Genomic DNA, 21,303 nt, shown 5'->3' on the forward strand with positions numbered 1-21,303 from the left:
GTTGTGGTTGTCTCGGGTCAGTCGCGGATGTTGTGGGCGCGGCGGGCGCTGTAGTCGCTGTAGTCGCTCAGCGCGGCTTCGCGATGGTTCATGTCCGAGCTCGGGCTGGACTGCTCGAAGAGCATGAAGCGAGTGTGGGCGGTGTTGGTCCAGTGCTGGAAGAGCACGCAGTGGACGCCCTGCCGGTTGAGCGAAGACTCAGGTGCCGGGCGCACCCAGGGAGGAGAGCGCGTCGCCGTCCATCCGGAAGACACTCCACTCGTCCTGCGGCACGGCGCCGAGGCTCTTGTAGAACCCGAGGCTCGGCTCGTTCCAGTTGAGCACCCACCACTCGAGACGCTGGTAGCCGCGCTCGACGCACGTCGCGGCCAGGGTGGCCAGGAGGTCCCGCCCGAGGCCGCTCCCCCGCCGCTCCGGCTGCACGTAGAGGTCCTCGAGCCAGATGCCGTTGACGCCGGTCCAGGTCGAGAAGGTGAGGTACCAGACCGCCATCCCGACGACCTCGCCGTCGACCTCGGCAACATGCGCGAACGTCGTGGGCGTGCCGGTCTCGGGGAAGAGCGCTGTCGTGAAATGCGCCTCGGTCGCCAGCACCGCGTCCGGCTCCTTCTCGTAGGTCGCGAGGTCGCGCACGAGCTGCAGGATGGCCGGGACGTCGTCGGGTGTCGCCTCGCGAATCGTCATGAGCGAGAGCGTATGCCGCGGCGTAGGTTGGGATCCATGGCGACAGTTCCCGACGACCTCCTCCACCTGCTCACCGACCCGAACTTCGGCCACCTGGCGACAGTGCGACCCGACGGCTCACCGCAGGTCAACCCGATGTGGTTCCTGTTCGACGCGCAGACCAACACCATTCGCTTCACGCACACCACCAAGCGGGCGAAGTTCCGCAACCTCCAGGCGAACCCGGCGATGGCCCTTGAGGTCATCGACCCCGACAATGCGATGCGTTTCGTCGAGCTTCGCGGCAAGCTCATCGAGGCCATCCCCGACCCAGAGGGCGCGTTCTATCCGGTGCTCGGTGCGCGCTACGGCAACCCTGAGACGCCGGTCCCGCCGGACAAGGCCGACCGCGTCATCCTCGTGATGTCGATCGACAAGGTCACCCAGAAGTGAGCACCCCGTCGGGCACGGTCGCCACCATCTTTCACGTCACCAGCCCGCAGACGTGGGATCAGGCGGTCGAGGCCGGGACATTCACCGAGTCGACGCTGGGCCGGTCGCTCGAGGACGAGGGCTTCATCCACTGCTGCGACGCGGCCCAGCTCGACTTCGTGATGACGGCGTTCTATGGGGAGGTGCCGCACGACCTCGTGCTGCTCACCATCGATCCCGCGCTGCTCGAGTCGCCGCTGGTGCGCGAGGTCGGCAACCCGGAGACGGGTGAGCAGTTCCCCCACATCTATGGCCCGCTCAACCCGTCTGCCGTCACCAGCACCGAGCTCCTCCACCCACCCCACGGGCACCCCCGTCCCTACTCACCCAATGGGGTGGGTCAGGGAGGCTCGGGGTCGAGGTAGTCGATCAACCTGAGGTCGTCGCCCACCACCTCCGGCGGCACCTCCGCCACCAGCCGCGCCCACGACGCGAACCTGTGCACACGGGCCAGCCGACCCGCCGCCGGCCACGCCCCGAGCAGCGACTCGGGCTCGTCGCTCCACTCCGACAGGTAGGCCAGAAGGATCGGTCGAACTCGCGGGCCCTCGGGTTCGGGAAGTGGCCACGCTCCCGTCGCGTACGCCAACGGGACCTGCAGGACGGGCAAGGGGTGCGACCAGAACGAGTCGCCGAGATCGAAGATCCGGACCCGATCGCCGTCGATGAACACATTCGCGTCGCCAAGGTCGTTGTGCTGCAACGAGTCCGGCATACCGGTGGCCCCGAGGACGTCCGCGTCCTCGTGAAGCTGCGCGGATGTGGCACTCACCCGATCGGCGACTTCGGCGGTGATCGCCTGGGGATGGTCCGCGGGCAGATGCTCCAGTTCGGCAACAGCGGCAAGCACGTATGCCGGTGCGTCACCTGCCGCGAGCACGCTCACGCCCGCTCCGATCCCTCGGCCTCGTGCGCCGCGAGGGTGCGTTGCATACGGGCGACCTCACGAGCGAGCAACTCCCAGGGCTCGATGTCCAAGTAGCTCGTGTCGCGCAACGTCGGTCCCTGGTCCGCCGTGAGCAGCCACCCGCGTTCGGTGTCGACTGCGACCGGGGCGACGACGTGGTCAGGCACCAACCCGGCCAGGGTCGAGGCCAACTGGGCCTCGAAGCCTTGACCGGGGTTGGCGACCTTGAACCAGTGCCGACCACGGTCGGTCTCGATGGTGAAGACAGCCGACCAGAAGCGCATTCGGCTCTCCGTCAAGGCTGCTGACGTGCGTATGCCGCGAGCGGTGAGCGCACGGCATACCCAGTCGTTCGCTTGCCCCAGCCACTCCGGTGAGCGCCACAGCGCGACGAGATCCTGCACGGACTCAGCCTAGGTCCGCGGTCAGGTGACGCGCTGGCCCTTGACGCCGCGACGGGCCTTGACCACGGAATCGATGCCGTCCCAGAGGGCGATGACGACGATGCCGGCAGCCACGAGTGCCGTCGGCAGGGTCCAGTTGGTTGACCAGCCGAAACGCTCGCCGAGCACGGTCGGCAGGTCGGTGAGCAGGTCGCCCCGCGACAGCAGCCAGATGAGCAGGGTTGCCGCTGCAGCGTTGCTCGCGACGTTGATCGCGGCGAGGGTCGGGGTCCACCGGCCAACGCGCCAGACGACGATCGCCAGGATCGCGTCCAGGAGCAGCAGGCCCACAAGGGCGACCTCCCAGATCACGTCGAGGTCCGGGCTCAGCACCTGGATGGCGTTGCCGCCAACCCCGGAGAACTGCCAGGCGACAACAGCTGCGAGGGCGAGCGCGAAGCCGACCTGCACCAAGGTCTCACCGCGCCCGACCTGCCGCCACGGCACCTCGGTCGTGAGCTGGTCGGGCTTCCACTCGTTCAGGGGCCGGTCACGCTCGGACTCGGGACGCGTCCACTCGATGAGGGCGAAGGTCAGCGTCACCCAAAAGCCCAGGTGAACCGCCACCGACAGCAGAAGGAGGAAGGCGTCGAGCAGGATCGCCGCCCAGTTCTCGTCGGTCGTCGCCGCACGTGTGACGAAGTTCGCGACAAACACGATCGGCAGGACGATGGCCGGCAGGATCCGCATGAGCCGGACATAGTCGGGATAGACGGCAGGTCCGATGAGATAGCCGGGGCGCCCGCCGTACTGACGGGCGAGCACATCGGGGTCACCGAGCTCGGCGATCACCTGTTGCTCGGCAGCAGCCGGGTCGGCACCGCCCTCGACCTTGCCGTCGACGGCGTCGGCGATGGTGCCACGCAGCTCTTGGGCCACGTCGGGGCCGACATCATCGGGGAGGTGTCGCGTCACGGTCCACACGTAGCGGTCGGTGAGCGTCGTCTTTGTGGTCATCGTGCATCTCCTCCGTCTAGGGCGCCGATCGCGCCGTCGAGCGTGCGCCATTCGGTCATCAGTTGGTTGAGCACTCGGGTGCCGTCAGGGCTGACCCGATAGAACTTGCGTGGTCGCGCTTCGTCGGTGTTCCACTCACTGGTGAGCAGACCCTGCTTCTCGAGGCGACGCAGCAAGGGATAGAGAGTGTTGCCGTCCACGGCGAAGCCGGCCTGCGCGAGGGTCTCGAGCAGGGCGTAGCCGTAACGGGGCTTGGACAGGGTCGTGAGGCACGCCAGCACCACCGTGCCTCTGCGCAGTTCCTGCAGGTGCCCTGCGATGAGTTCTTCGTCCATGCGTCACACCATAATGTGCGTCACACATCATCGTCAAGAGCACATGCTTGTGCTTGCACGTGGCCCAGTGGTGGTCGGTGCCGTCAGCGGGTGGCGGGTCGTCCGCGGCGTGCCGGGTGCGTGTTCAGCTCGAGCAACATCTCGAGCAACCGCTCGGTGGCCGGGTTCGTTCGCCCCGTCTCGCGCACGAGCGCCGAGATCTCGCGCACGGGGGTGGGTTCGTTGATCCGCAGGCGCGTGACCTCGGAGGGCAGGGCGCGAGCGGCGAGGCGCGGCATGACCGAGATGCCGACGCCAGCAGCGACGAACTGGATGGCGGAGTAGTGCTCCTGCGCCTGGACCGCGAAGCGTGGCGTGAATCCCGCTGCAGCACAGGTGGATACGACGATCCGATGGCCTTGGCTCCCCATGACGTCATTGGACACCCAGGTCTCACCGCGGAGGTCGCCAAGTCCGACACTGCGAGCCGTCGCCAGCTCATGGCTGCTCGGGACGACTGCAACGAAGGGGTCGCTCGCGAGTGGGACGTGCCGGTAGCCCGGCCTCCCGCCTCCGTCCGGCGGGTCGATGACGATGTCGATGTCGGGGGTCAGGTTGCGGCTCGTGACCTCGGTGAGCACGAGGTCGACGGTCAGGTCGGGCAGCTCGAAGGTGAGTCGTTTGACGAGGTCGGGCATCCACGCCGAGCCCGCCGAGGCGAAGTAGCCCACGACCAACCTGCCGCTGCGCCCCTCGCGCAGGTCGGCGACGACGGAGTCCAGCCGACCCCACTGGCTCATCACCTCCTCGCTCTGCGCGGCGAGCTCGAGACCGGCCGGGGTCGGAGCGATGCCACGCCCCTGTCGCTGGAAGAGGACCAGCCCGGTCTCGCGCGCGAGGGCGCTGAGGTGCTGGCTCACGGCGCTGGAGGTCAGGCCCAAATTGTCAGCGGCGGCCTGCACCGAACCACTGCCGACGACAGCCCGAAAGACGCGGAGACGGTGTGGATCGAGCATGCCCTGATTCTACAGCGTTGCTTAACCACCGCTAAGTAAAGTCACGTTGTGCTTAGGAGTTGAACGCTGGATCATTGTCGTCATGAGCCACCGCACCCAGACCGTCAACACCGCCGCTCGCATCGCCGACCGCCTCCGCAACTTCCGTCGCCAGGGCGCGTCCGGCTGGTCGACCACCGTCGACATGGACTCCACCCGCGCCAACCACGAGTTCATGGTCGCCTCGCAGTTCCAGGGCCAGAACCGCTCGATCTGAGCCAGCGCACCACCGCAGCTCGCACCACCGCCGCCCCGTATTGCGGGCGCCGGATCCAGCGCTGAACCGCACTCCGGTTCAGCGCTGACTCATTCCTCCAGCCGTGTGCGCACATCGCGATCGAGGTCCTGCAATGCCTCTCGCGCCGCGGTCGTGTCGGGCCCGATCGCCGGGTGCTCGGCCTGCCGCGCGAGATCGGCGATGTGGTCAGGATCGAGTCCGTGCCGCCGTGCGCCGTCGAGGCTCTGCCGCGACAGCAGGTCCGGCAGCCGGAACGTGGGAGCGTCGCCGCGACGCGCCCGGCCCTCGACGATGCGAACATCGCGCTCCGGCTTGAGCTCGTCGCCCACCTCACCGAACCCCGTGGTGACAAGCCGCGCGTATGCCGCGTGGCCGGCTGGGTTGGGGTGGAAGGACTCCTCGGGCGGCCAGGAGGCGCCGTTGAGCCACTCCTCGCCGTCGCAGATCGCATGATCGGCAAAGGCCGCCCTCGGGTCGACGAACGCTGCCCCCGCGTCGCGAGTCACCGCGCCGATGACGGCCGCCAGCTCGTTCACGCCCTCCTTGATCCGTCCCATCTCGTGCGGGCTGAAGAACGTCAGGGCGTTGCAGTCCTCGCCGTTGAACAGCACGGGGTATGCCGTCACGACGACCTGTGCGTCCGGCGCGCGTGCGCTGATGGTCGCCAGGAGCCCAGCGAGACGCTCCTGGAGCTCGGTCCGCAGGATCGCGAAAGCGTCGTCGATGAGCGGGTCCGAGTCGGACATCCACGACGGCTTGGCGGCCTCGATCAGGACGGGAGTGAAGCCGACGTCGTTGCCACCGATCGTCAGTGAGACGTGGGTGGTCTCGACTCCGAGCGCCTCCACCTGGTCGCGTTCGACGTTGCCGATGGTCGCGCCGAGGCATCCCTGATAGGCGAGATCGAGCCCGAGAGAATGGGCGACGGACACGGGGTAGCCCTCGACGGCCCGCCAGCACTCGCTGCGCCTGGCACCTCCCCCCACGCCCGCGGCATACGAATCTCCCAGGGCGACGTAGGGAAGCGACATGAAGCCATCCAAGCAAAGGGAGCGGACATCGGTGATGCTGCGACCGGGTTGGGCTCAGGCTCAGGCCTCGGGAGCGGTCGCTTCGGCCTGCTGGGACTCGGCAACCTTGGCGCGCACGTCGTCCATGTCGAGCTCCTTGATCTTCTCGATGATTCCCTCGAGTGCCGGGCCGGGGAGGGCGCCGGGCTGGGAGAACACGAGGATCGAGTCGCGAAAAGCCATGAGCGTGGGGATCGACGTGATCTGCGCGGCGGCGGCAAGCTGCTGCTCCGCCTCGGTGTCGATCTTGCCGAAGACGACGTCGGGGTGCTTCTGCGACGACTCCTCGAAGATGGGTCCGAAGCGCTTGCACGGACCGCACCATTCGGCCCAGAAGTCCACGAGGACGATGCCGTTGCTCGTGACGGTCTTCTCGAACGTGTCGGCGGTCAGCTCGACGGTGGCCATGCAGGACTCCTTGGTGTGGGGTGCAGTGTCAGTGGTGCCTGATCAGATGTGGATCAGGCTCGGATCAGGTATCTCATCCAGTGTGACAACGCGCAGAGAGGCGCAGATCATCCGGACGGGCGCATGCAGGCACAGGCGGCATACGCCTCGTTGTCCCTAGATGGTGGGGACACGCCAAGGGCGCGCGTCGGTACAGGGGTTCACGACGCGCGCCCGGCTTATCTCACAGTAGCGACAAAACAGGGCGGTTGAACAGGGTTCAACCATGTGACGCCCACCGCCCTCGGCTCCACACCCATATGCTGCCGAGGGTGACGACGACGAACTCGACCAACTCGACGACCGACGACGACCGCGCCCACGTCTTCCACTCGTGGTCCGCGCAGGCGCAGATCTCGCCCACGGAGGTCACCGATGCGCTGGGATCGCACTTCTGGATGGCCGACGGCACGAAGTACCTCGACTTCTCGAGCCAGCTCGTCAACGTCAACATCGGCTATCAGCACCCCAAGCTTGTCGCGGCCATCCAGGAACAGGCCGGCAAGCTGCTCACGGTCTCGCCCGCGTTCGCCAACGACGTCCGCTCCGAGGCCGCCCGGCTCATCGCCGAGCTCGCGCCCGGTGACCTGGACTCGGTGTTCTTCACCAACGGCGGAGCCGAAGCGACCGAGAACGCGATGCGCATGGCGCGGCTGCACACCGGTCGGCACAAGGTGCTGACGACCTACCGCAGCTATCACGGCGCGACCGCCGGAGCCATCGCCGCGACCGGCGAGCCGCGTCGCTGGGCGTCGGAGCCGTCGGTGCCGGGGATCGTGCACTTCTGGGGGCCCTACCTCTATCGCTCGGCCTTCCACGCCACCACCGAGGCGGAGGAGTGCGAGCGCGCCCTGCAGCACCTGCGCGACACGATCATGGTCGAGGGAGCGTCGACGATCGCGGCGATCATGCTCGAGCCCGTCGTGGGGACCAATGGCGTGCTCGTGCCGCCGGATCGCTACCTCGCCGGGGTGCGCGAGATCTGCGACGAGCACAGCATCATCTTCATCGCCGACGAGGTCATGGCCGGGTTCGGGCGCTGTGGTGAGTGGTTCGCGGTCGACCGCTGGGGTGTCACGCCCGACCTCATCTGCTTCGCCAAGGGTGTGAACTCCGGCTACGTGCCGCTGGGTGGCGTCGTCATCTCGGCAGCGATCGCAGCGACGTTCGCGGACCGCGCCTACCCCGGCGGGCTGACCTACTCGGGGCACCCGCTCGCGTGCGCCTCAGCAGTCGCGTCGATCGGCATCTTCAAGGAGGAGGGCATCCTCGAGCACGTGCGTGGCGTCGAGGAGACCGTCCTGCGCCCGGGGCTGGAGGCGATCGCAGAGCGGCACCCGTCCGTCGGCGAGGTCCGTGGAGTCGGATTCATGTATGCCGTCGAGCTCGTCCGATCACGTGAGACCCGTGAGCCGTTGGTGCCGTTCAATGCCTCCGGCGCGGCCGCCGCACCGATGGGTGCGTTCGCAGCCGAGTGCAAGAAGCAGGGGCTGTGGCCGTTCGTGCACTTCAATCGCACTCACGTCGTGCCGCCGTGCACCACGACGGCCGCCGAGATGCGGGAGGGACTCGAGAAGCTCGACGCGGCCCTGACCGTCGCCGACAGCTATTGCGCCTGACCTCCTGCACCTGACCCCCGGGCCCGGGCCCGGGCTCACGCGGCGCTGTCGATGGGCCCGAGCCATGCCTCGAAGCCGTCTGCGGGGAGGACCTGGGTCACCGCACGAAGCTCGTCGTCGGTGAGGAGCGCGGACTCGAAGGCTCGCTGGATCGCCTGCTTGCGTTCGGCGATGGCACCCTCAGTGGCACCCGGCACCACGTCGACGATTCCGTGCACGACGATGCGGGTGATCGGCTGCTCGCCACCCCATTCGCCGACCGTGCCGATGCTCAGGGCGTCACCGGCCCCTGTCCACCCGCAGACCGCCCCCGGCCTGCTGGGCAGATGGAAACACCCGCGGCTGCGGTGACCGCCCAACGCGAGCGCCGCGATCTGCGCTCGGAGTCGCCCGGGATGGAGCGGTCGGTCGGAGGTGAGGTCGAGGGTCCAGACGCCGGGCGTTCGCGGTGCCGGCACCACCTCGCGCCGGACTTCGTCGACCCACGCCTCCGAGGCCTCGTGGTCGTGTATGCCGTGGAGCAGGTCCCGTGCATGCAGTCCCGGCCAGTCCGTGAGCACGAGCGCCCCAGGCCGAGCGAGGGCGTCAACGAGGCCCAGGTCGACTCCATCCGGGTCACCGAAGACCGCGACGACGTCGGCGTACTCGATGAGACCCGAGGCCACCTCGGCGACGCCTCGCCGGTCAGCGCTCGATGTCGCCGTGCCGCGCTCCACCAAGAGGTCATCACCCACAAGATCCGCCCGCAGCGACTCGCCTTCGAACCCGACGACGACACCGGCGATCCGAAATCCCTCGGAGCGGCCATGGTCCGGCTCGACCACGCGGCAAACCTGGGTCGGATCGGCCGCGATCGGGAGGTGCGTCACGACGGCTTCCCAGCGGCCGAGGTCGGCGAGTCGTTCGAGCGTCGGGACGATGTCCTCCCGGATGGCGCAGGAGACACAGAGATGCTCGAGGTCAATGACCTCACGTTCGAGGACTCCGGTGAGATCGGCGATCGTGCGCGTGAGCGTGTGGTGCTCCGCGTCAATGTCATGACGCAGGAGAACCGAGCCGGGGAGGTCGCACTGCAGACCCATCGCGGCGGTCGACATGGGCGCCTCGGCGAGACCGGCGACGAGGAAGACGGGAAGATAAGTCATACCCTAGATGATAACCATTCTCATCTTGGGTGTCGAGGAGAGGTCAGGTCTCCCGGGTGAGGACCACTGCGCTGTAGGGGCCGAGCGTGAGGACAGCACTCTGATCGCAACCGTCCATGGCCGGTCCGCTGGCCTGGACGTCGAACGCATCGGTGCCGCCGAACTCCGGTGCGTAGTCGGACGAGTCGGAGTTGAACCGCACCTTCCACAGGCCCGGGGCCGGCAGACCGACGGGCAGCACACCATGCACCTGGGTCGAGTAGTTGAGGACGACAACGGTGTCGTCGTGGACTCCGCCCTCGGCCCACCGATGGAAGGCGAGAACCTTGGTCGCGTTGTCGACTCGGAGCGGAGTGATCCCCGCGCCGCGAAGACCCCGGCTCACGCCGTCAGCATTGCGGCGCAACCGAATCAGGTCACGGTGCAACGCCACGATGCCGGAGTGCGACTCGGACTTGCCCCAGTCCAGCTGCACCGAGTCGTCGAACCAGCGGTCCTCAAGGAACTCCTGCCCCTGGAAGAGCATCGGCAGACCTGGTGCACACATGACGGTGACGAAGCCGAGCGCAGCCCGCCTCTTGGCCGCCCACGAGTTGGCGTCACCCGGGGCCACGGCCTCGGGCAGTCGCGTCTTGCCGTTGGCGACCTCGTCGTGCGACTCGGTATAGATGACGCGCGTGCCCGCAGGACCCCGGCCCTCACCGAGAACAGCGCTGGCCACCGCCTCCACGTCGCGGTGCTCGTCACTGAGTTCGGTGAGCGCCTTGCGGACCGGGTGGACGAAGCCGGCGTCCCATTGGGCGTGGAAGCCAAGACCGCCCTGCTCGGACAATGTGGTCACCATCGGGTCGTTCTGGAGGTCCTCCGCGATGAGGAGCTTCCACGGCTGGCTCGCCATGATCTCGGACGTGAGCCACGAGAGGTAGTCGGCGCCGTCAGGGATCGCGGCGCCGCCGTCCCACGTGCCGCCGGTGACGGAGCGGATGTAGTTGGTGGCATCGAATCGCAGCCCGTCACAACGGAACTCCTCGAGCCAGAGCATCGCGCTGTCGCGCAGGTAGCCCCGCACCTCGGATCGCCCGTAGTCGGGGCGAGTCGCACCCCACGGGGTCTCCCCACGCCAGTCGTTGTAGAAGTAGATGCCACCGCCCTCACCCTCGGACCACCCGTCGAAGCGCCACAGATCGAGATCGGAGGGCCCGATGTGGTTGTGGACGACGTCAACGATGACCGCCATGCCCTTCTCGTGGGCAGCCTTGATGAACTGCTTGAACTCATCGGGGCCGCCATAGGTCGACTCGACCGCGAGGAGGTGACTTGGGTTGTAGCCCCACGAGATGTCACCGGCGTACTCGAACGGCGGCATCACCTGGATCACAGAGACGCCGAGATCGCGCAGGTGGTCGAGCCCCGCACTCGCCGACTCGAAACTGCCCCGCGAGCCTGAGTCGCGCCCGAAGGTGCCCACGTGCATCTCGTAGATGACCACGTCGTCCCACGACGGCATACGGAACCCGTTTTTGCCCCAGTCGAACGAATTGGTGTCGTAGACAACGCAATTGCCCACAGAACTCGTCATCTGGCGTGCGTAGGGGTCGGCTCGCCAGACCACCTCGGAGCCGGTGTCTACCTGGAACTGGTACTCCTGGCCTGCGGTGACCCCGGGGACGTGCACCGACCACAGGCCGGTGGCATCGGCGTCGCGCTCGAACTGAGGATTCCTGCCGCTGTCCCACCCGTTGAAGTCGCCGATGACCCAGACCTGCTTGGCGTTGGGAGCCCAGACGCGGAAGGTCACACCGTCGTCGACCAGAGTGGCGCCCATGCCGCCGTGAGGTGAAGGCGCGGTGAAGTTCATCCCGTCAACCTAGTCCGGCGATGTGCGAACCCGTGCCGGCGCCCTTTGCGACGATGGGGGCATGGACGTACGCATCGTCGGGGTCTCGCTGCCGCCTCCCGTTCTCGCGGGGCGCGCTGTTCTTGTCGGTATGCAGCGTGGTCGCGACGTCGTGTCCGCTCGGCCCGTCACTGGGGAGACGATGACGTTCGACGCGGAGCTCAACGTCGTCGTCACTGCTGACGGCGTGGATTATCGAGGACCGTGGGTGCAGGGGAAGCGCGGCGACCGCTTCCTCTATCTCAACTGGGGGCAGGACGAGGGTGCGGGTTTCGTGGGTTTCCGGCGCGCCAAGCTCATGCTCGGGGTTCTCGACCCTGCAGAGATGGCGTCGGCGGCTGCCGGAGCGGTGCTCGAGGGACGACTGTCACTGGTCGACGCGTGTGGCGGGCCGGTGTGTGCGGCGGTTCGCCCACCCACTATTCGCTGGACACTTCACAGATAAGGGCGACGGGCTCCGAATCAGATCGGATACTGGCGGGAACAATCAGGCAGGAGGGGGGAACATGTCAGAGGCACAACGCCTGGCTTTGGGGCTCATGGGCCGGATCAATTTGGTTGCGCACGTTGGGCAGTCACTGCCTCCCGGCCTCAGCCTGTTCGGGGTGGGACAGAGCGAAGTGATGCTGCGTCTGACCGCCTTGGAGGCGAAAACCCGCAGCACGGTGTGGAACACCGTCCCGACGCTGATCTTCGACCCGGAGGACGTGGCGTACGCATTGGACGCGCGATCCCGAGACCGCGGCATCGATGTGCAGACGATCACGCCTTCACGAACTCTGCGCTTCAACCCCCTCCTGACGTCCCTCACCCCGGACCTGCGGATCGGGCCGGTGCTGTTCAAGTGCATCATCGTCGACGAACGGGTCGCCGTCATCGCCGGTCCGGAGACGGTTGACGGCGCCACCACGGCGTGGCTCGCAAGTGGTGGCGAGTTCCTCACCGGGGCACTCACCCTCTGGCATGCCACCGTGGCAGAGTCCCGCCCAGCCCTGCCTGAGGGAGCCGAGCCGCCGCTCAATCGACGGCAGCTCGATGTGGCCCGGGGGGTGTGTCTGGGGAAGACCGACACAGCCATCGCCCGTCAGCTGGGCATCTCGGAGCGAAGCGTGGCCCGGGCTGTCTCCGCCATCCTGGAGGTCACGCAGGCCCACTCACGCAGCGAGGCGATCCTCAACATGCTGGGCCGTGGACGCCAGAGCCGCACCTGATGTGGCGCAGTGCCGCATCCTCACGAACGCGAGGCTGGGGGAAGTGCCAATGCTTCTGCCTGGGACGCACTGGCATTCCCCAGCCTCTGCCGCCTCGTGTGGGAGCAGCATGTCGTTCACGGGCCCCCCTGCTGGCCCGTGACACGTCCGAGGATGACGTGCAGGGCGGCAGGAGTCGAGCCCGTGGCGAGAACTCGCCGCGACCTTGACGCCGAGGACGGTTCTCTGCTAGGCGACTTGACATGCCTCTCCCCAGACCTATTCTGGATGTGTAATGTCCTTGATCGTGAGGATGAACGAGGGTGTCGAATGGGCTCTGCACACATGCGTCAACCTGTGCTGGATCCCCGGACAGTCCGTGACGGCCGCGCGGCTTGCAGCCTTCTACGACCTGCCGACCGCCTATTTGAACAAGCAGCTCCAGGCGCTCGCACGCGCGGGCATCCTCATGTCGACCACTGGGCCCCGCGGCGGGTTCCAGCTGGCGCGGCCCCCCGAGAAGATCACCCTGCTGGACGTCGTCGTGGCGATCGACGGGCCAGAGGACGCATTCCGCTGCCAGGAGATCCTGCGCAGCGGCCCGGGCGGCCAGGCCAGGACGAACTATCGCAAGACGTGTCTGATCTCCCATTCGATGCGCCAGGCCGAGATGACCTGGAGGAAGGAACTGTCGTCGCAGAGCATTGCCGACATCGTGCAGTCGGTGGAGCACTCCTTCCCGAAGACCCCTGAGGACACCCGCCACTGGTTCGACACGATCCGCACCTGACACCACTACGCCTGGATCAGCAGCAGCGTGCTCAAACAATTCTGGACACTATCCATCCGTGAAAGGACCCTCGATGACCGCACACCACGCCACCCTGGTCCGCCGCACCGACGCTGAGGCGTTGGACGCGAGCGGCGTCACCCTGCTGGCCGACACACCCGCAACAGGGGGTGCTGTCACGAGCCATCGCTCCTCCTTCCGCGCCGGCCGGCCAGGGGCGCCCCCACACCTGCACCGCGAGGCATCGGAACTCTTCCATGTCCTGGGCGGGTCCCTGGAGGTGCTCCTCGGCGAGTCGCTCACCACCTTGGAGAAGGGCGACTTCCTCCTCGTTCCGCCCCACCTCCCCCACGCCTTCGAAGCAGCGGGGACCGAGGACGCCGACGTGTTCTTCGTGTTGACCGACGCCAAGCCGCGGTTCGACTACTACCGACTGCTCGAGCAGGTCTATCGCGGTGAGGTGGATCCTGCCGAACTGGCTGCGACCCAGGACACCTACGACAACCACTACGTCGACAGCGCGATCTGGGCCGACAGGACGGGCAGCCCGGGCCTGCGCTGACCGGGTCAGGGGTGGGTCATGTCCTCAGGGATGACCCACTCGTCGAACTGCTCCCCTGTCACATCACCCGAGGCGAGCGCTGCCTCGCGCAGCGACAGACCCTCCCGGTGAGCCTGCTTCGCAATCGCAGCGGCCCTGTCGTAGCCGATGTGCCGGTTGAGCGCGGTGACGAGCATGAGGTTGCTCGCAAGGTTGGCATCGATCCGCTCGGTGTTCGGCTCGATCCCGCGGGCACAGTGAGCAGTGAAGGACCGGCACCCGTCAGCGAGCAGCCGGATCGACTCGAGCACCGCGTGTGCCATGACGGGCTTGTAGACGTTGAGCTGGAAGTTGCCCTGAGACCCGGCAAAAGCAACGGTCGCGTCGTTGCCGAAGACCCGTGTAGTCACCATCGTCAGTGCCTCGGCCTGAGTCGGGTTGACCTTGCCCGGCATGATCGAGGAACCGGGCTCGTTCTCGGGGATCCGCAGCTCTCCCAGGCCATTTCGCGGGCCCGAGGCATACCAGCGCACGTCGTTGGCCACCTTCATGAGCACTCCCCCGAGAGTGCGCAGGCCAGCGCTGACCCCCACCAGGGCGTCGTGCGCCGACAGCGCGGCAAAGAGGTCGGGTGCCTGACGGAAGGCCTGGCCTGTCTCTGCCGCGATCTTCTCCGCTGCCAGCGCCCCGAATCGCGGATGCGCGTTGAGACCCGTCCCGACAGCGGTGCCACCGATGGCGAGAGCGCGAGTGGACTCCACGGCATACGCGATTGCTCGCATCGCTTCGTCGAGCTGTGCGACCCAGCCGCCGAAGACCTGTCCGAGGGTCACGGGGGTCGCGTCCTGCAGGTGTGTGCGGCCGACCATGACGACGTCCCTGTATGCCGTGGCCTTGTCCGCGAGGACGCCGCGCAGCTCTGCGACCGCTGGCTCCAGGCGCTCGACGAACTCGAGGACGACCGCGATGTGCATGGCCGTCGGGAAGGTGTCGTTGCTCGACTGGCCACGGTTGACGTGGTCGTTGGGGTGGACGGGCGTCTTGGATCCGCGGATCCCGCCGGCGAGTTCGATGGCGCGGTTCGACACGACCTCGTTGGCGTTCATGTTGGACTGCGTGCCGGACCCGGTCTGGAAGACGACGAGGGGGAACTGGGCATCGAGCGATCCAGAGATGACGTCGTCCGCAGCCTGTTCGATCAGCGCGGCCACATCGGCGGGCAGCTCACCCAGCTCGCCATTCGCCTGTGCCGCAGCCTTTTTGAGGATGCCAAGCGCCCGGATCATTGGTCGCCCCCACACAAACGTGTCGCGTCCGATGTCGAAGTTCTCGATGCTGCGCTGCGTCTGCGCGCCCCAATAGGCCTGTGCAGGAACGTCGATCGAACCCATCGTGTCGGACTCGCTGCGGTGTGCCACGGCTTCTGTGTCGTCAGGTTGCGCCATGACACCACCGTAGGCGCGACAATGGCCGCATGACAGAGCGATGGATGGCTTCATGATGTGGACAGCGCGATGACTCAGCCGCATGCGATCGAGACCTGGCTCACCGACATGGACGGCGTCCTCGTGCACGAGGAGCACGCGATCCCCGGGGCAGCCGACTTCATCAACGCCTTGAAAGCGGCCCAACTGCCTTTTCTTGTGCTCACCAACAACTCGATCTTCACCGCACGGGACTTGCGTGCCCGCCTCTTGGCGAGCGGCATCGATGTCCCCGAGGAGTCGATCTGGACCTCGGCCATGGCGACGGCGCAGTTCCTTGCCGACCAGCGACCGGGAGGCACGGCATACGTCGTCGGCGAAGCCGGTCTCACCACGGCGCTGCACGACGTCGGCTACATCCTCACGAGCCGCACCCCCGACTACGTCGTCCTCGGCGAGACGCGAACCTATTCGTTCGAGCAGATCACGCAGGCCATCCGGCTCATCGAGAAGGGCGCGCGTTTCATCGCCACCAACCCCGACGTGAGCGGGCCGTCGCCGGAAGGCATCCTTCCTGCCACGGGCTCAGTCGCAGCGCTCATCTCGACCGCGACCGGCCGCCAGCCCTACTACGTGGGCAAGCCCAACCCGCTCATGATGCGCAGCGCCCTCAACCGGCTCGACGCCCACTCGGAGACCACCGTGATGATCGGTGACCGGATGGACACCGACATGGTCTCAGGGCTCGAAGCCGGGCTGCGAACAGTGCTTGTGCTCACCGGCTCCACGCGTCCAGATCAGGTCGAACTGTTTCCCTATCGACCCACTGCTGTGATGGACTCCATCGCCGACCTTGTCCCGATCGTCCAGTCCGGAGGACCCATCGCATGACCTCGCAGGCGCCAGATCCGAAGCCCTCGACCGCGATCCCGCCGAAACAGGTTGGCCTGCCAGATCTCACGGGGATGCCGTCCGGCTGGGTCACGCGCGTCCCGGATCGTGAGGACGTTGACGCACTGGTCGTCCTGTCGGAGTCGCACCAGCGGATGGCCAAGGGTTCAGGCTCCGTCGACACCGACGTGGTCGAGAGCAACGTCGCGGGCAAAGGATCGTGGACCCGGCACCAGGCGTTGGTGGCGGCCGCCGATGGGACGGTGCTCGGTTGGGCCACCAACCATGACCGTGCGGGCGGCCGCACCCTCGTGGAGGTCACGGTGGCCGTCGAGGGCATCGAGGACGCCGATGCCGACGCCCTGTCCGGTGCCCTCTTCACGTGGGCCGAGGAGGCCGGCCGCGTCATCGCCGCCGGCCGAGACCTGCCCGGCACCCAGCTCGACTCCGGGGCCTATGCCGACGACGCGCGCCAGCGCCGGTGGCTGTCGAACGCGGGCTATCGCCAGACCCGCACCTGGCTGCAGATGTCCCGGCCGGTCCATCCCGAGGAGGCCGAGGACGGCGTGCTCCCCGCAGCCCGCGAGGGTGTGACCATCCGACAGGTCGCCAAGCACGACACTGGCCTCCCCGTCGCGGCGGATCTGCAGACCGTGCACCGCATGCTCGAGGAGTCGTTCACCGACCACTTCAACAGCTATCGGGAGTCCTTCCCCGAGTTCCTGTCACGGCTGCGTGAGGACCCGGGCCACCGGTGGGACCACTGGTGGATCGCCGAGGTCGACATCGATGGTGAGACCCACTCCGGCGGTGCCCTCGTTGCGACGGTCGTCCCTCCTGACTCCGCCGATTCCTTCGGGACCTATGTGGACTACATCGGCGTCCATCGCCTCGCGCGGGGTCGTGGTGTCGCAAAAGCGCTGCTGCACACCGTGATTCGTGATGCGGCCGAGCGCGGCAACAACCGCGTCGGACTCGAGGTCGACGACGACTCCCCGACCGGAGCGGACGGTCTCTATGTCTCGCTCGGGTGGGTCACGGCATACAAGACCGAGTCCTGGCACCGAGACATCACGAACGACGACTGACCACCTCTCTGCGGGCACCCGCCGGCGCGCGAGGTTAGTGGTTCCACCAGGAAGTCGCCTGTCGAGGGCGACTCGATGGCGAACTCTCGCCATGGCCATGGACGTTTGCGTGGCCGGTGAACATCCTGATCCCACGCCCCGCAACGATGCGGGTGGACACGGCGGGGGCCGAGGCGCTTTCGCCTTTCGGAGGGGGAACAGAAAATGAGATCAGTGATCAAGCGGGGGTTCATGACCGTACTGGCCGTAGGAGCTTTGGCGGCAGGGACAGGGCTCGCAGCTTCGCCCGGGGCGCAGGCCGCGACGTCAGCCACGGGGTGCACAGGGACTGTGAACATTTATGGCTCACTCAGCGACGGACGGCTGACCTTTGGCCAGATCAACGCCAACACCCAAACTCGCACCAAGGTCCTCACCGGAGCCAACCTCGGATTCGCTCCCAAGACCCTGACCACACTGAACTACAACACCGTCTTGGCCACCACTACCGGCGGAGCCCTGTACCGGGTCGACATCGGCACCAACAACACCTCACTGAGCTTCACCAAGACCCTGCTCTCCAGCCAGGGCTGGACCCACAGCCACCTCACCTATGACGGCAACTACCTCTACGGCAACGTGCCCGCCACAGGAGAACTGCTGCGATACACCGTGACCGTCAACGGCAACGGCACCAAGCCCGCCGCAGCCAACATCACCACCCGCGTGGTCATCGGCGCCTCCGGCTTCGGATCCCTCAGAACCCTGACCGCCACCGCACCCAAAACCCTCATGGCCACCAGCACTGCCGGCGAACTCATCAGTTACAAGGCCAACGGCGCCAACAGCTACACCCGCCACACCCTCAGCCCATCGACCTGGGGCGGCATGAAGAACCTCCTGTCCGCAGGATCCGGCATCTTCTACGGGCAGAACGCCACCGCCCTCTACGCCTACCGCGACGCCAACCCCACCGACGGAAGCGGTGCCGACATCTCCGCCTCCAAAACCATCGACGCCAGCGGCTGGACCCAAACCAAACTCAGCGCCCAACACAACACCGTCACCTGCGCGAACGGCAACTACGCGTTGCCACTGCCCACGTCGGCAGCAGATCGCTCGGATTACGCTGCCGACCACCACGACCACCCGGGCAGCGACTTGTTCGTCCCGATCGGGACAAAGGTGGCCGCAATCAACGGCGGCAAGGTTGTCGGTGTGATCAATTCGGGCGAATGCGGTCGTGGAGTGTTCATCAGGGGCAACGACGGAGCGGATTACGGCTACTGCCACTTCAACTCCATCACCATCGCCAATGGCGCCACGGTCACGGCTGGGCAGCAGATCGGGTGGTCCGGCATCAGCGGCGGCGCCAATAACCCCCACCTGCACGTGCAGATCAAGACGAGCGGCACAAATCGCTGCCCGCAGGCGCTGTTGCTGGCGATCTATGACAACAGGCCGGTACCCGCACCCACCTCATTGGCCACCACCGGCTGCTATTTCGCAACACGCTGAGGGCGCCATCAGCTCTCGAACCGAGAGGATGACTCGAGTCTGACAACCCAGCACGCCACCGTCGCCGTCATCCTTGGCTCAACCGGCTGAGGATGACGGCGACGGTGGCGTCGTCGTCTCCCAGCGGTGGTGTCACGATGTCGGCGCCGGCGTCGGCGAGCCGGTCATGGAAGAACCCCTCCGCGAGGAGATAGGACGCCACGGCGACCGTCGACGCCCCAGCCGCCCGAGCGGCAGCCACGGCGTCCGGCACCGACGGCTGTGTGCCCGCGGCATAGGCGACAGTCACCGGCGCGTCCCACTCCTCTGCCAGCTGGTCCGCGGCCGACTCCACATCCTCGGCTGCCACCGCCCGGCTGGACCCGGCCGCCGCCATGACGACGTGCGTCCCGGGCGCCACCCCACTCGCTTGCAGGTGAGCGGCCATGAGGGCAGCGAGCATCGGGTCGGGGCCGAGCGGCGCCACCGCGCGCGATCCGTGGTGCGCTGCCACCGCGTTGGCGATGTCGACGTCGACGTGGAAGCCGCGGCTGAGCAGGAGCGGCACCACGACCACCGAGGCGTGCCGCGTCATGACGTCGTCGAGCACGTCATCGACCAGTGGCTCCTGCACGTCGACATAGGCGAGCGCCACCTCCTGCGACGGCAACGACTCACCGACCCGTCCGGCCAGCCGTCGCACCGTCTCGGAGCCGCGCGCATCGCGAGTGCCGTGGGCGACGAGGACGACCGCGGTGTGTTCCATGGGCAGAAGTCCAGCACATGCGCTGGCGAGCCATGGGGTCGCGCCAGCAGGTGGCCGTTCAGAGCTCGCCGGTCTGGACCTTCCACAAGGACGCGTAGCTGCCATCGGCCTCGAGCAGCTGCTCGTGGGTACCCGCCTCGACCACCCGGCCGGCGTCGAGGACCCAGATCCGGTGGGCGTGCCGGACCGTCGAGAGCCGGTGGGCGACGACGATCGCGGTGCGGTCGATCGTTGCCTGACGCAGCGAGGCCTGGATGGCGGCCTCGGTCTCGTTGTCGACCGCGCTCGTGGCCTCGTCGAGGACGAGCACCGCCGGGTCCCGCAGGAGCGCTCGCGCCAGGGCCACCCGCTGCCGCTGACCGCCGGAGAGGTTGACCCCCCGCTCACCGAGGTGGGCGTCGAAGCCCTCAGGCAGTGCGTCGATGAAGTCCACCGCGGCGGCCGCAATCGCCGCCTCGCGAATCTCCTCCCGGCTCGCGTCGGGTCGCCCGTAGGCGATGTTGTCGGCGACCGACCCCGAGAAGATGTAGACGTCCTGGGCGACGTAGCCCATCGACCCGCGCAGGGAGTCCCAGTCGAGGTCGCGGACGTCGCGCCCGTCGAGGAGGACCGCCCCGTCCCGCGGATCGTCGAAGCGGAGCACCAGTCGCAGCAGGGTGGACTTGCCCGAACCCGTGGAGCCGACGATGGCATGGGTCTCCCCCGCCGGGATGAGCATGTGGAGACCGTGGAGGACCACCGGCCCCTCTCCGTAGCCGGCCACCACACCGCGCAGCTCCACGGCGCCCCGGACCGGACGCCGCAGCGCTTGCGTCCCGGCGGGGACGGTCACCGGCTCGTCGAGCAGCCGCAGGATCCGCCCCGCGGAGGCTCGGCCGCGCTGGTAGAGGTCGAGCACCGTCGCCACCTCGGTGAGCGGCCAGAGCAGCCGTTGGGTCATGAACACCAGCACGGAGTAGGTCCCGATCTCCAAGTCACCGCGCAGGGTCGCCCAGCCACCGAACAGCAGCGTGCAGGTGAAGCCGGCGAGGATCGCCATCCGGACCAGGGGGACGAACGCCGCGCTCGAGCGGATCGCGTCGACGTTGGCCTGACGGTATGCCGTGGAGAGCAACGCGATCCGGTCCTGCTCGCGCGCCTCGGCGGTGAACGCCTTGATGGTGGCGATGCCGGCGAGGTTGGCGCTCAGGGCGCCCGAGAGGTCCGACACCGTTTCGCGCACCCGGGCGTAGAGCGGCTCCAGGCGCCGCTGGAAGAGCAGCGACCCGGCGATCACCAACGGGATCGGCAGGAACGCAAGGACGAAGAGCTGGCCACTGGCCGCCGCGAAGACAGCCCCGACGAGGACCACGTTGAGGGCGGTCTGGAGGATCGCGGGGGCCCCGACGTCGAGGAACCGTTCCAGCTGGTTGACGTCGTCGTTGAGCGTGGCCAGGGTCGTGCCGCTCGCCCGGCCCTCGTGCCACGACATGTCGAGGTGCTGGGCGTGGTCGTACGCCTCGACCCGCAGGTCGTGCTCGACCCCCTGGGCCAGCCCTCGCCACAGGACGTCAGCGACGTACTGCGACAGGGACTCGATGACCCAGACGACGACGTTGATCGCCGCAAGCCACGCCAACTGGGCATAGCGGGACTCCACGCCGAGCAGGGTCCCGACGTAGGAGTCGGTCCCGCGGACGACGACGTCCACCGCCGCCCCGATGAGCAGCTCCGGCACGACGTCCGCGACCTTGTTGACGGTGGACATTGTCACGGCGGCCACGAGGCGACCCCGGTAGCGGCGGTGTCGCTGCCAAAGAGCGTGGAGTGGGCGGTCGGGGCTGGCGGGACGGGTCACCGGGCAACCCTAGGTCCCGCGCAGGTCACACCACACAGCCCTGTCCCGTCGGC

Annotated in this window: 25 protein-coding genes; 11 read left to right on the top strand and 14 right to left on the bottom strand. The window is 67.5% G+C overall.

All coding sequences use genetic code 11. The features are described 5' to 3' along the window. Positions 1 to 17 precede the first annotated feature (17 nt). Together V6K52_RS18730 and V6K52_RS18735 are read right to left on the bottom strand one after the other, a co-directional pair. Complete coding sequence (locus V6K52_RS18730) at positions 18 to 215, bottom strand: hypothetical protein (RefSeq protein WP_353951622.1); 198 nt, start codon at positions 213 to 215, stop codon at positions 18 to 20. Next, complete coding sequence (locus V6K52_RS18735) at positions 199 to 684, bottom strand: GNAT family N-acetyltransferase (RefSeq protein WP_353951623.1); 486 nt, start codon at positions 682 to 684, stop codon at positions 199 to 201. The genes V6K52_RS18730 and V6K52_RS18735 overlap by 17 nt, the downstream gene beginning before the upstream one ends. A 36-nt stretch (positions 685 to 720) precedes the next feature. On the opposite strand from V6K52_RS18735, the gene V6K52_RS18740 reads away from it, so the two are divergent. Together V6K52_RS18740 and V6K52_RS18745 are read left to right on the top strand one after the other, a co-directional pair. Beyond that, complete coding sequence (locus V6K52_RS18740) at positions 721 to 1,116, top strand: PPOX class F420-dependent oxidoreductase (RefSeq protein ID WP_353951624.1); 396 nt, start codon at positions 721 to 723, stop codon at positions 1,114 to 1,116. Then, positions 1,113 to 1,520: a DUF952 domain-containing protein gene (locus V6K52_RS18745; RefSeq protein ID WP_353951625.1), complete on the top strand. Its 408-nt coding sequence runs from the start codon at positions 1,113 to 1,115 to the stop codon at positions 1,518 to 1,520. The genes V6K52_RS18740 and V6K52_RS18745 overlap by 4 nt, the downstream gene beginning before the upstream one ends. Here V6K52_RS18745 and V6K52_RS18750 read toward each other — a convergent pair. The 5 genes from V6K52_RS18750 to V6K52_RS18770 form a co-directional block, all read right to left on the bottom strand. Beyond that, positions 1,496 to 2,041 carry a phosphotransferase gene (locus V6K52_RS18750; RefSeq protein ID WP_353951626.1) on the bottom strand — a complete coding sequence of 182 codons (546 nt, stop codon included), beginning with the start codon at positions 2,039 to 2,041 and terminating at the stop codon, positions 1,496 to 1,498. The two genes, V6K52_RS18745 and V6K52_RS18750, sit on opposite strands and share 25 nt — an antisense overlap. Then, positions 2,038 to 2,466 (bottom strand): hypothetical protein, encoded by a 429-nt coding sequence (locus V6K52_RS18755; protein ID WP_353951627.1) that lies wholly within the window; start codon positions 2,464 to 2,466, stop codon positions 2,038 to 2,040. The genes V6K52_RS18750 and V6K52_RS18755 overlap by 4 nt, the downstream gene beginning before the upstream one ends. A gap of 21 nt (positions 2,467 to 2,487) precedes the next feature. After that, the gene (locus tag V6K52_RS18760) at positions 2,488 to 3,462 is read right to left on the bottom strand and encodes a permease prefix domain 1-containing protein (protein ID WP_353951628.1); all 975 of its coding nucleotides are present in this window, start codon (positions 3,460 to 3,462) and stop codon (positions 2,488 to 2,490) included. Then, positions 3,459 to 3,797, bottom strand: a complete 339-nt coding sequence (locus V6K52_RS18765; protein WP_353951629.1) for a PadR family transcriptional regulator — start codon at positions 3,795 to 3,797, stop codon at positions 3,459 to 3,461. Before V6K52_RS18765 ends, V6K52_RS18760 begins: the two co-directional genes overlap by 4 nt. A gap of 83 nt (positions 3,798 to 3,880) precedes the next feature. Continuing rightward, positions 3,881 to 4,792 (bottom strand): LysR family transcriptional regulator, encoded by a 912-nt coding sequence (locus V6K52_RS18770; RefSeq protein WP_353951630.1) that lies wholly within the window; start codon positions 4,790 to 4,792, stop codon positions 3,881 to 3,883. Positions 4,793 to 4,874: 82 nt separating this feature from the next. On the opposite strand from V6K52_RS18770, the gene V6K52_RS18775 reads away from it, so the two are divergent. Then, the gene (locus tag V6K52_RS18775; RefSeq protein ID WP_353951631.1) at positions 4,875 to 5,048 is read left to right on the top strand and encodes a hypothetical protein; all 174 of its coding nucleotides are present in this window, start codon (positions 4,875 to 4,877) and stop codon (positions 5,046 to 5,048) included. Positions 5,049 to 5,137: 89 nt separating this feature from the next. On the opposite strand, the gene V6K52_RS18780 is transcribed toward V6K52_RS18775, so the two are convergent. Continuing rightward, positions 5,138 to 6,100 (bottom strand): SGNH/GDSL hydrolase family protein, encoded by a 963-nt coding sequence (locus V6K52_RS18780; RefSeq protein WP_353951632.1) that lies wholly within the window; start codon positions 6,098 to 6,100, stop codon positions 5,138 to 5,140. 60 nt (positions 6,101 to 6,160) lie between these two features. Beyond that, on the bottom strand, positions 6,161 to 6,547 hold the full coding sequence (gene trxA / locus V6K52_RS18785) for a thioredoxin (RefSeq protein ID WP_353951633.1): 387 nt from the start codon (positions 6,545 to 6,547) through the stop codon (positions 6,161 to 6,163). A 299-nt stretch (positions 6,548 to 6,846) separates the two neighbouring features. Here trxA and V6K52_RS18790 point away from each other — a divergent pair, with 299 nt between their 5' ends. After that, positions 6,847 to 8,205 (top strand): aspartate aminotransferase family protein, encoded by a 1,359-nt coding sequence (locus V6K52_RS18790; RefSeq protein ID WP_353951634.1) that lies wholly within the window; start codon positions 6,847 to 6,849, stop codon positions 8,203 to 8,205. 35 nt (positions 8,206 to 8,240) lie between these two features. Here the strand turns inward: V6K52_RS18790 and V6K52_RS18795 are convergent, their stop codons facing one another. Beyond that, complete coding sequence (locus tag V6K52_RS18795; RefSeq protein WP_353951635.1) at positions 8,241 to 9,350, bottom strand: GTP-binding protein; 1,110 nt, start codon at positions 9,348 to 9,350, stop codon at positions 8,241 to 8,243. A 43-nt stretch (positions 9,351 to 9,393) separates the two neighbouring features. After that, a complete protein-coding gene (locus V6K52_RS18800; RefSeq protein ID WP_353951636.1) occupies positions 9,394 to 11,208 on the bottom strand; it encodes an alpha-amylase family glycosyl hydrolase in 1,815 nt (604 codons plus the stop codon). Between the two features lie 61 nt (positions 11,209 to 11,269). On the opposite strand from V6K52_RS18800, the gene V6K52_RS18805 reads away from it, so the two are divergent. From V6K52_RS18805 to V6K52_RS18820, 4 genes are all read left to right on the top strand, one after another. Then, positions 11,270 to 11,692, top strand: a complete 423-nt coding sequence (locus V6K52_RS18805; protein WP_353951637.1) for a DUF5990 family protein — start codon at positions 11,270 to 11,272, stop codon at positions 11,690 to 11,692. Positions 11,693 to 11,753: 61 nt separating this feature from the next. Then, positions 11,754 to 12,458 (top strand): helix-turn-helix transcriptional regulator, encoded by a 705-nt coding sequence (locus V6K52_RS18810; RefSeq protein ID WP_353951638.1) that lies wholly within the window; start codon positions 11,754 to 11,756, stop codon positions 12,456 to 12,458. A gap of 292 nt (positions 12,459 to 12,750) precedes the next feature. Next, the gene (locus tag V6K52_RS18815; RefSeq protein WP_353953815.1) at positions 12,751 to 13,227 is read left to right on the top strand and encodes an Rrf2 family transcriptional regulator; all 477 of its coding nucleotides are present in this window, start codon (positions 12,751 to 12,753) and stop codon (positions 13,225 to 13,227) included. 73 nt (positions 13,228 to 13,300) lie between these two features. Next, the gene (locus V6K52_RS18820) at positions 13,301 to 13,789 is read left to right on the top strand and encodes a cupin domain-containing protein (RefSeq protein WP_353951639.1); all 489 of its coding nucleotides are present in this window, start codon (positions 13,301 to 13,303) and stop codon (positions 13,787 to 13,789) included. Positions 13,790 to 13,794: 5 nt separating this feature from the next. Here the strand turns inward: V6K52_RS18820 and fumC are convergent, their stop codons facing one another. After that, positions 13,795 to 15,186 (bottom strand): class II fumarate hydratase, encoded by a 1,392-nt coding sequence (gene fumC, locus V6K52_RS18825; RefSeq protein ID WP_353953816.1) that lies wholly within the window; start codon positions 15,184 to 15,186, stop codon positions 13,795 to 13,797. 96 nt (positions 15,187 to 15,282) lie between these two features. Here fumC and V6K52_RS18830 point away from each other — a divergent pair, with 96 nt between their 5' ends. From V6K52_RS18830 to V6K52_RS18840, 3 genes are all read left to right on the top strand, one after another. After that, positions 15,283 to 16,083, top strand: a complete 801-nt coding sequence (locus V6K52_RS18830) for an HAD-IIA family hydrolase (RefSeq protein WP_353951640.1) — start codon at positions 15,283 to 15,285, stop codon at positions 16,081 to 16,083. Continuing rightward, positions 16,080 to 17,171, top strand: coding sequence for a GNAT family N-acetyltransferase (locus V6K52_RS18835; protein WP_353951641.1), 1,092 nt, complete (start codon positions 16,080 to 16,082; stop codon positions 17,169 to 17,171). The genes V6K52_RS18830 and V6K52_RS18835 overlap by 4 nt, the downstream gene beginning before the upstream one ends. Positions 17,172 to 17,501: 330 nt before the next feature. Next, positions 17,502 to 18,668 carry a M23 family metallopeptidase gene (locus tag V6K52_RS18840; RefSeq protein ID WP_353951642.1) on the top strand — a complete coding sequence of 389 codons (1,167 nt, stop codon included), beginning with the start codon at positions 17,502 to 17,504 and terminating at the stop codon, positions 18,666 to 18,668. Positions 18,669 to 18,735: 67 nt separating this feature from the next. On the opposite strand, the gene V6K52_RS18845 is transcribed toward V6K52_RS18840, so the two are convergent. Then, on the bottom strand, positions 18,736 to 19,413 hold the full coding sequence (locus V6K52_RS18845) for a sirohydrochlorin chelatase (protein ID WP_353951643.1): 678 nt from the start codon (positions 19,411 to 19,413) through the stop codon (positions 18,736 to 18,738). A gap of 58 nt (positions 19,414 to 19,471) precedes the next feature. Then, positions 19,472 to 21,250, bottom strand: a complete 1,779-nt coding sequence (locus V6K52_RS18850; protein WP_353951644.1) for an ABC transporter ATP-binding protein — start codon at positions 21,248 to 21,250, stop codon at positions 19,472 to 19,474. Between the last annotated feature and the right edge of the window lie 53 nt (positions 21,251 to 21,303).

Source organism: Knoellia sp. S7-12, from assembly GCF_040518285.1.
Taxonomy (GTDB): domain Bacteria; phylum Actinomycetota; class Actinomycetes; order Actinomycetales; family Dermatophilaceae; genus Knoellia.

Bases quoted from the DNA above. Each gene is read 5' to 3' on its own strand.
- V6K52_RS18735 (WP_353951623.1), bottom strand. From the start codon at position 684: ATGACGATTCGCGAGGCGACACCCGACGACGTCCCGGCCATCCTGCAG.
- V6K52_RS18740 (WP_353951624.1), top strand. From the start codon at position 721: ATGGCGACAGTTCCCGACGACCTCCTCCACCTGCTCACCGACCCGAAC.
- V6K52_RS18760 (WP_353951628.1), bottom strand. From the start codon at position 3,462: ATGACCACAAAGACGACGCTCACCGACCGCTACGTGTGGACCGTGACG.
- V6K52_RS18765 (WP_353951629.1), bottom strand. From the start codon at position 3,797: ATGGACGAAGAACTCATCGCAGGGCACCTGCAGGAACTGCGCAGAGGC.
- V6K52_RS18770 (WP_353951630.1), bottom strand. From the start codon at position 4,792: ATGCTCGATCCACACCGTCTCCGCGTCTTTCGGGCTGTCGTCGGCAGT.
- V6K52_RS18775 (WP_353951631.1), top strand. From the start codon at position 4,875: ATGAGCCACCGCACCCAGACCGTCAACACCGCCGCTCGCATCGCCGAC.
- V6K52_RS18780 (WP_353951632.1), bottom strand. From the start codon at position 6,100: ATGTCGCTTCCCTACGTCGCCCTGGGAGATTCGTATGCCGCGGGCGTG.
- trxA (WP_353951633.1), bottom strand. From the start codon at position 6,547: ATGGCCACCGTCGAGCTGACCGCCGACACGTTCGAGAAGACCGTCACG.
- V6K52_RS18790 (WP_353951634.1), top strand. From the start codon at position 6,847: ATGCTGCCGAGGGTGACGACGACGAACTCGACCAACTCGACGACCGAC.
- V6K52_RS18795 (WP_353951635.1), bottom strand. From the start codon at position 9,350: ATGACTTATCTTCCCGTCTTCCTCGTCGCCGGTCTCGCCGAGGCGCCC.
- V6K52_RS18800 (WP_353951636.1), bottom strand. From the start codon at position 11,208: ATGAACTTCACCGCGCCTTCACCTCACGGCGGCATGGGCGCCACTCTG.
- V6K52_RS18805 (WP_353951637.1), top strand. From the start codon at position 11,270: ATGGACGTACGCATCGTCGGGGTCTCGCTGCCGCCTCCCGTTCTCGCG.
- V6K52_RS18810 (WP_353951638.1), top strand. From the start codon at position 11,754: ATGTCAGAGGCACAACGCCTGGCTTTGGGGCTCATGGGCCGGATCAAT.
- V6K52_RS18815 (WP_353953815.1), top strand. From the start codon at position 12,751: ATGAACGAGGGTGTCGAATGGGCTCTGCACACATGCGTCAACCTGTGC.
- V6K52_RS18820 (WP_353951639.1), top strand. From the start codon at position 13,301: ATGACCGCACACCACGCCACCCTGGTCCGCCGCACCGACGCTGAGGCG.
- V6K52_RS18830 (WP_353951640.1), top strand. From the start codon at position 15,283: ATGACTCAGCCGCATGCGATCGAGACCTGGCTCACCGACATGGACGGC.
- V6K52_RS18835 (WP_353951641.1), top strand. From the start codon at position 16,080: ATGACCTCGCAGGCGCCAGATCCGAAGCCCTCGACCGCGATCCCGCCG.
- V6K52_RS18845 (WP_353951643.1), bottom strand. From the start codon at position 19,413: ATGGAACACACCGCGGTCGTCCTCGTCGCCCACGGCACTCGCGATGCG.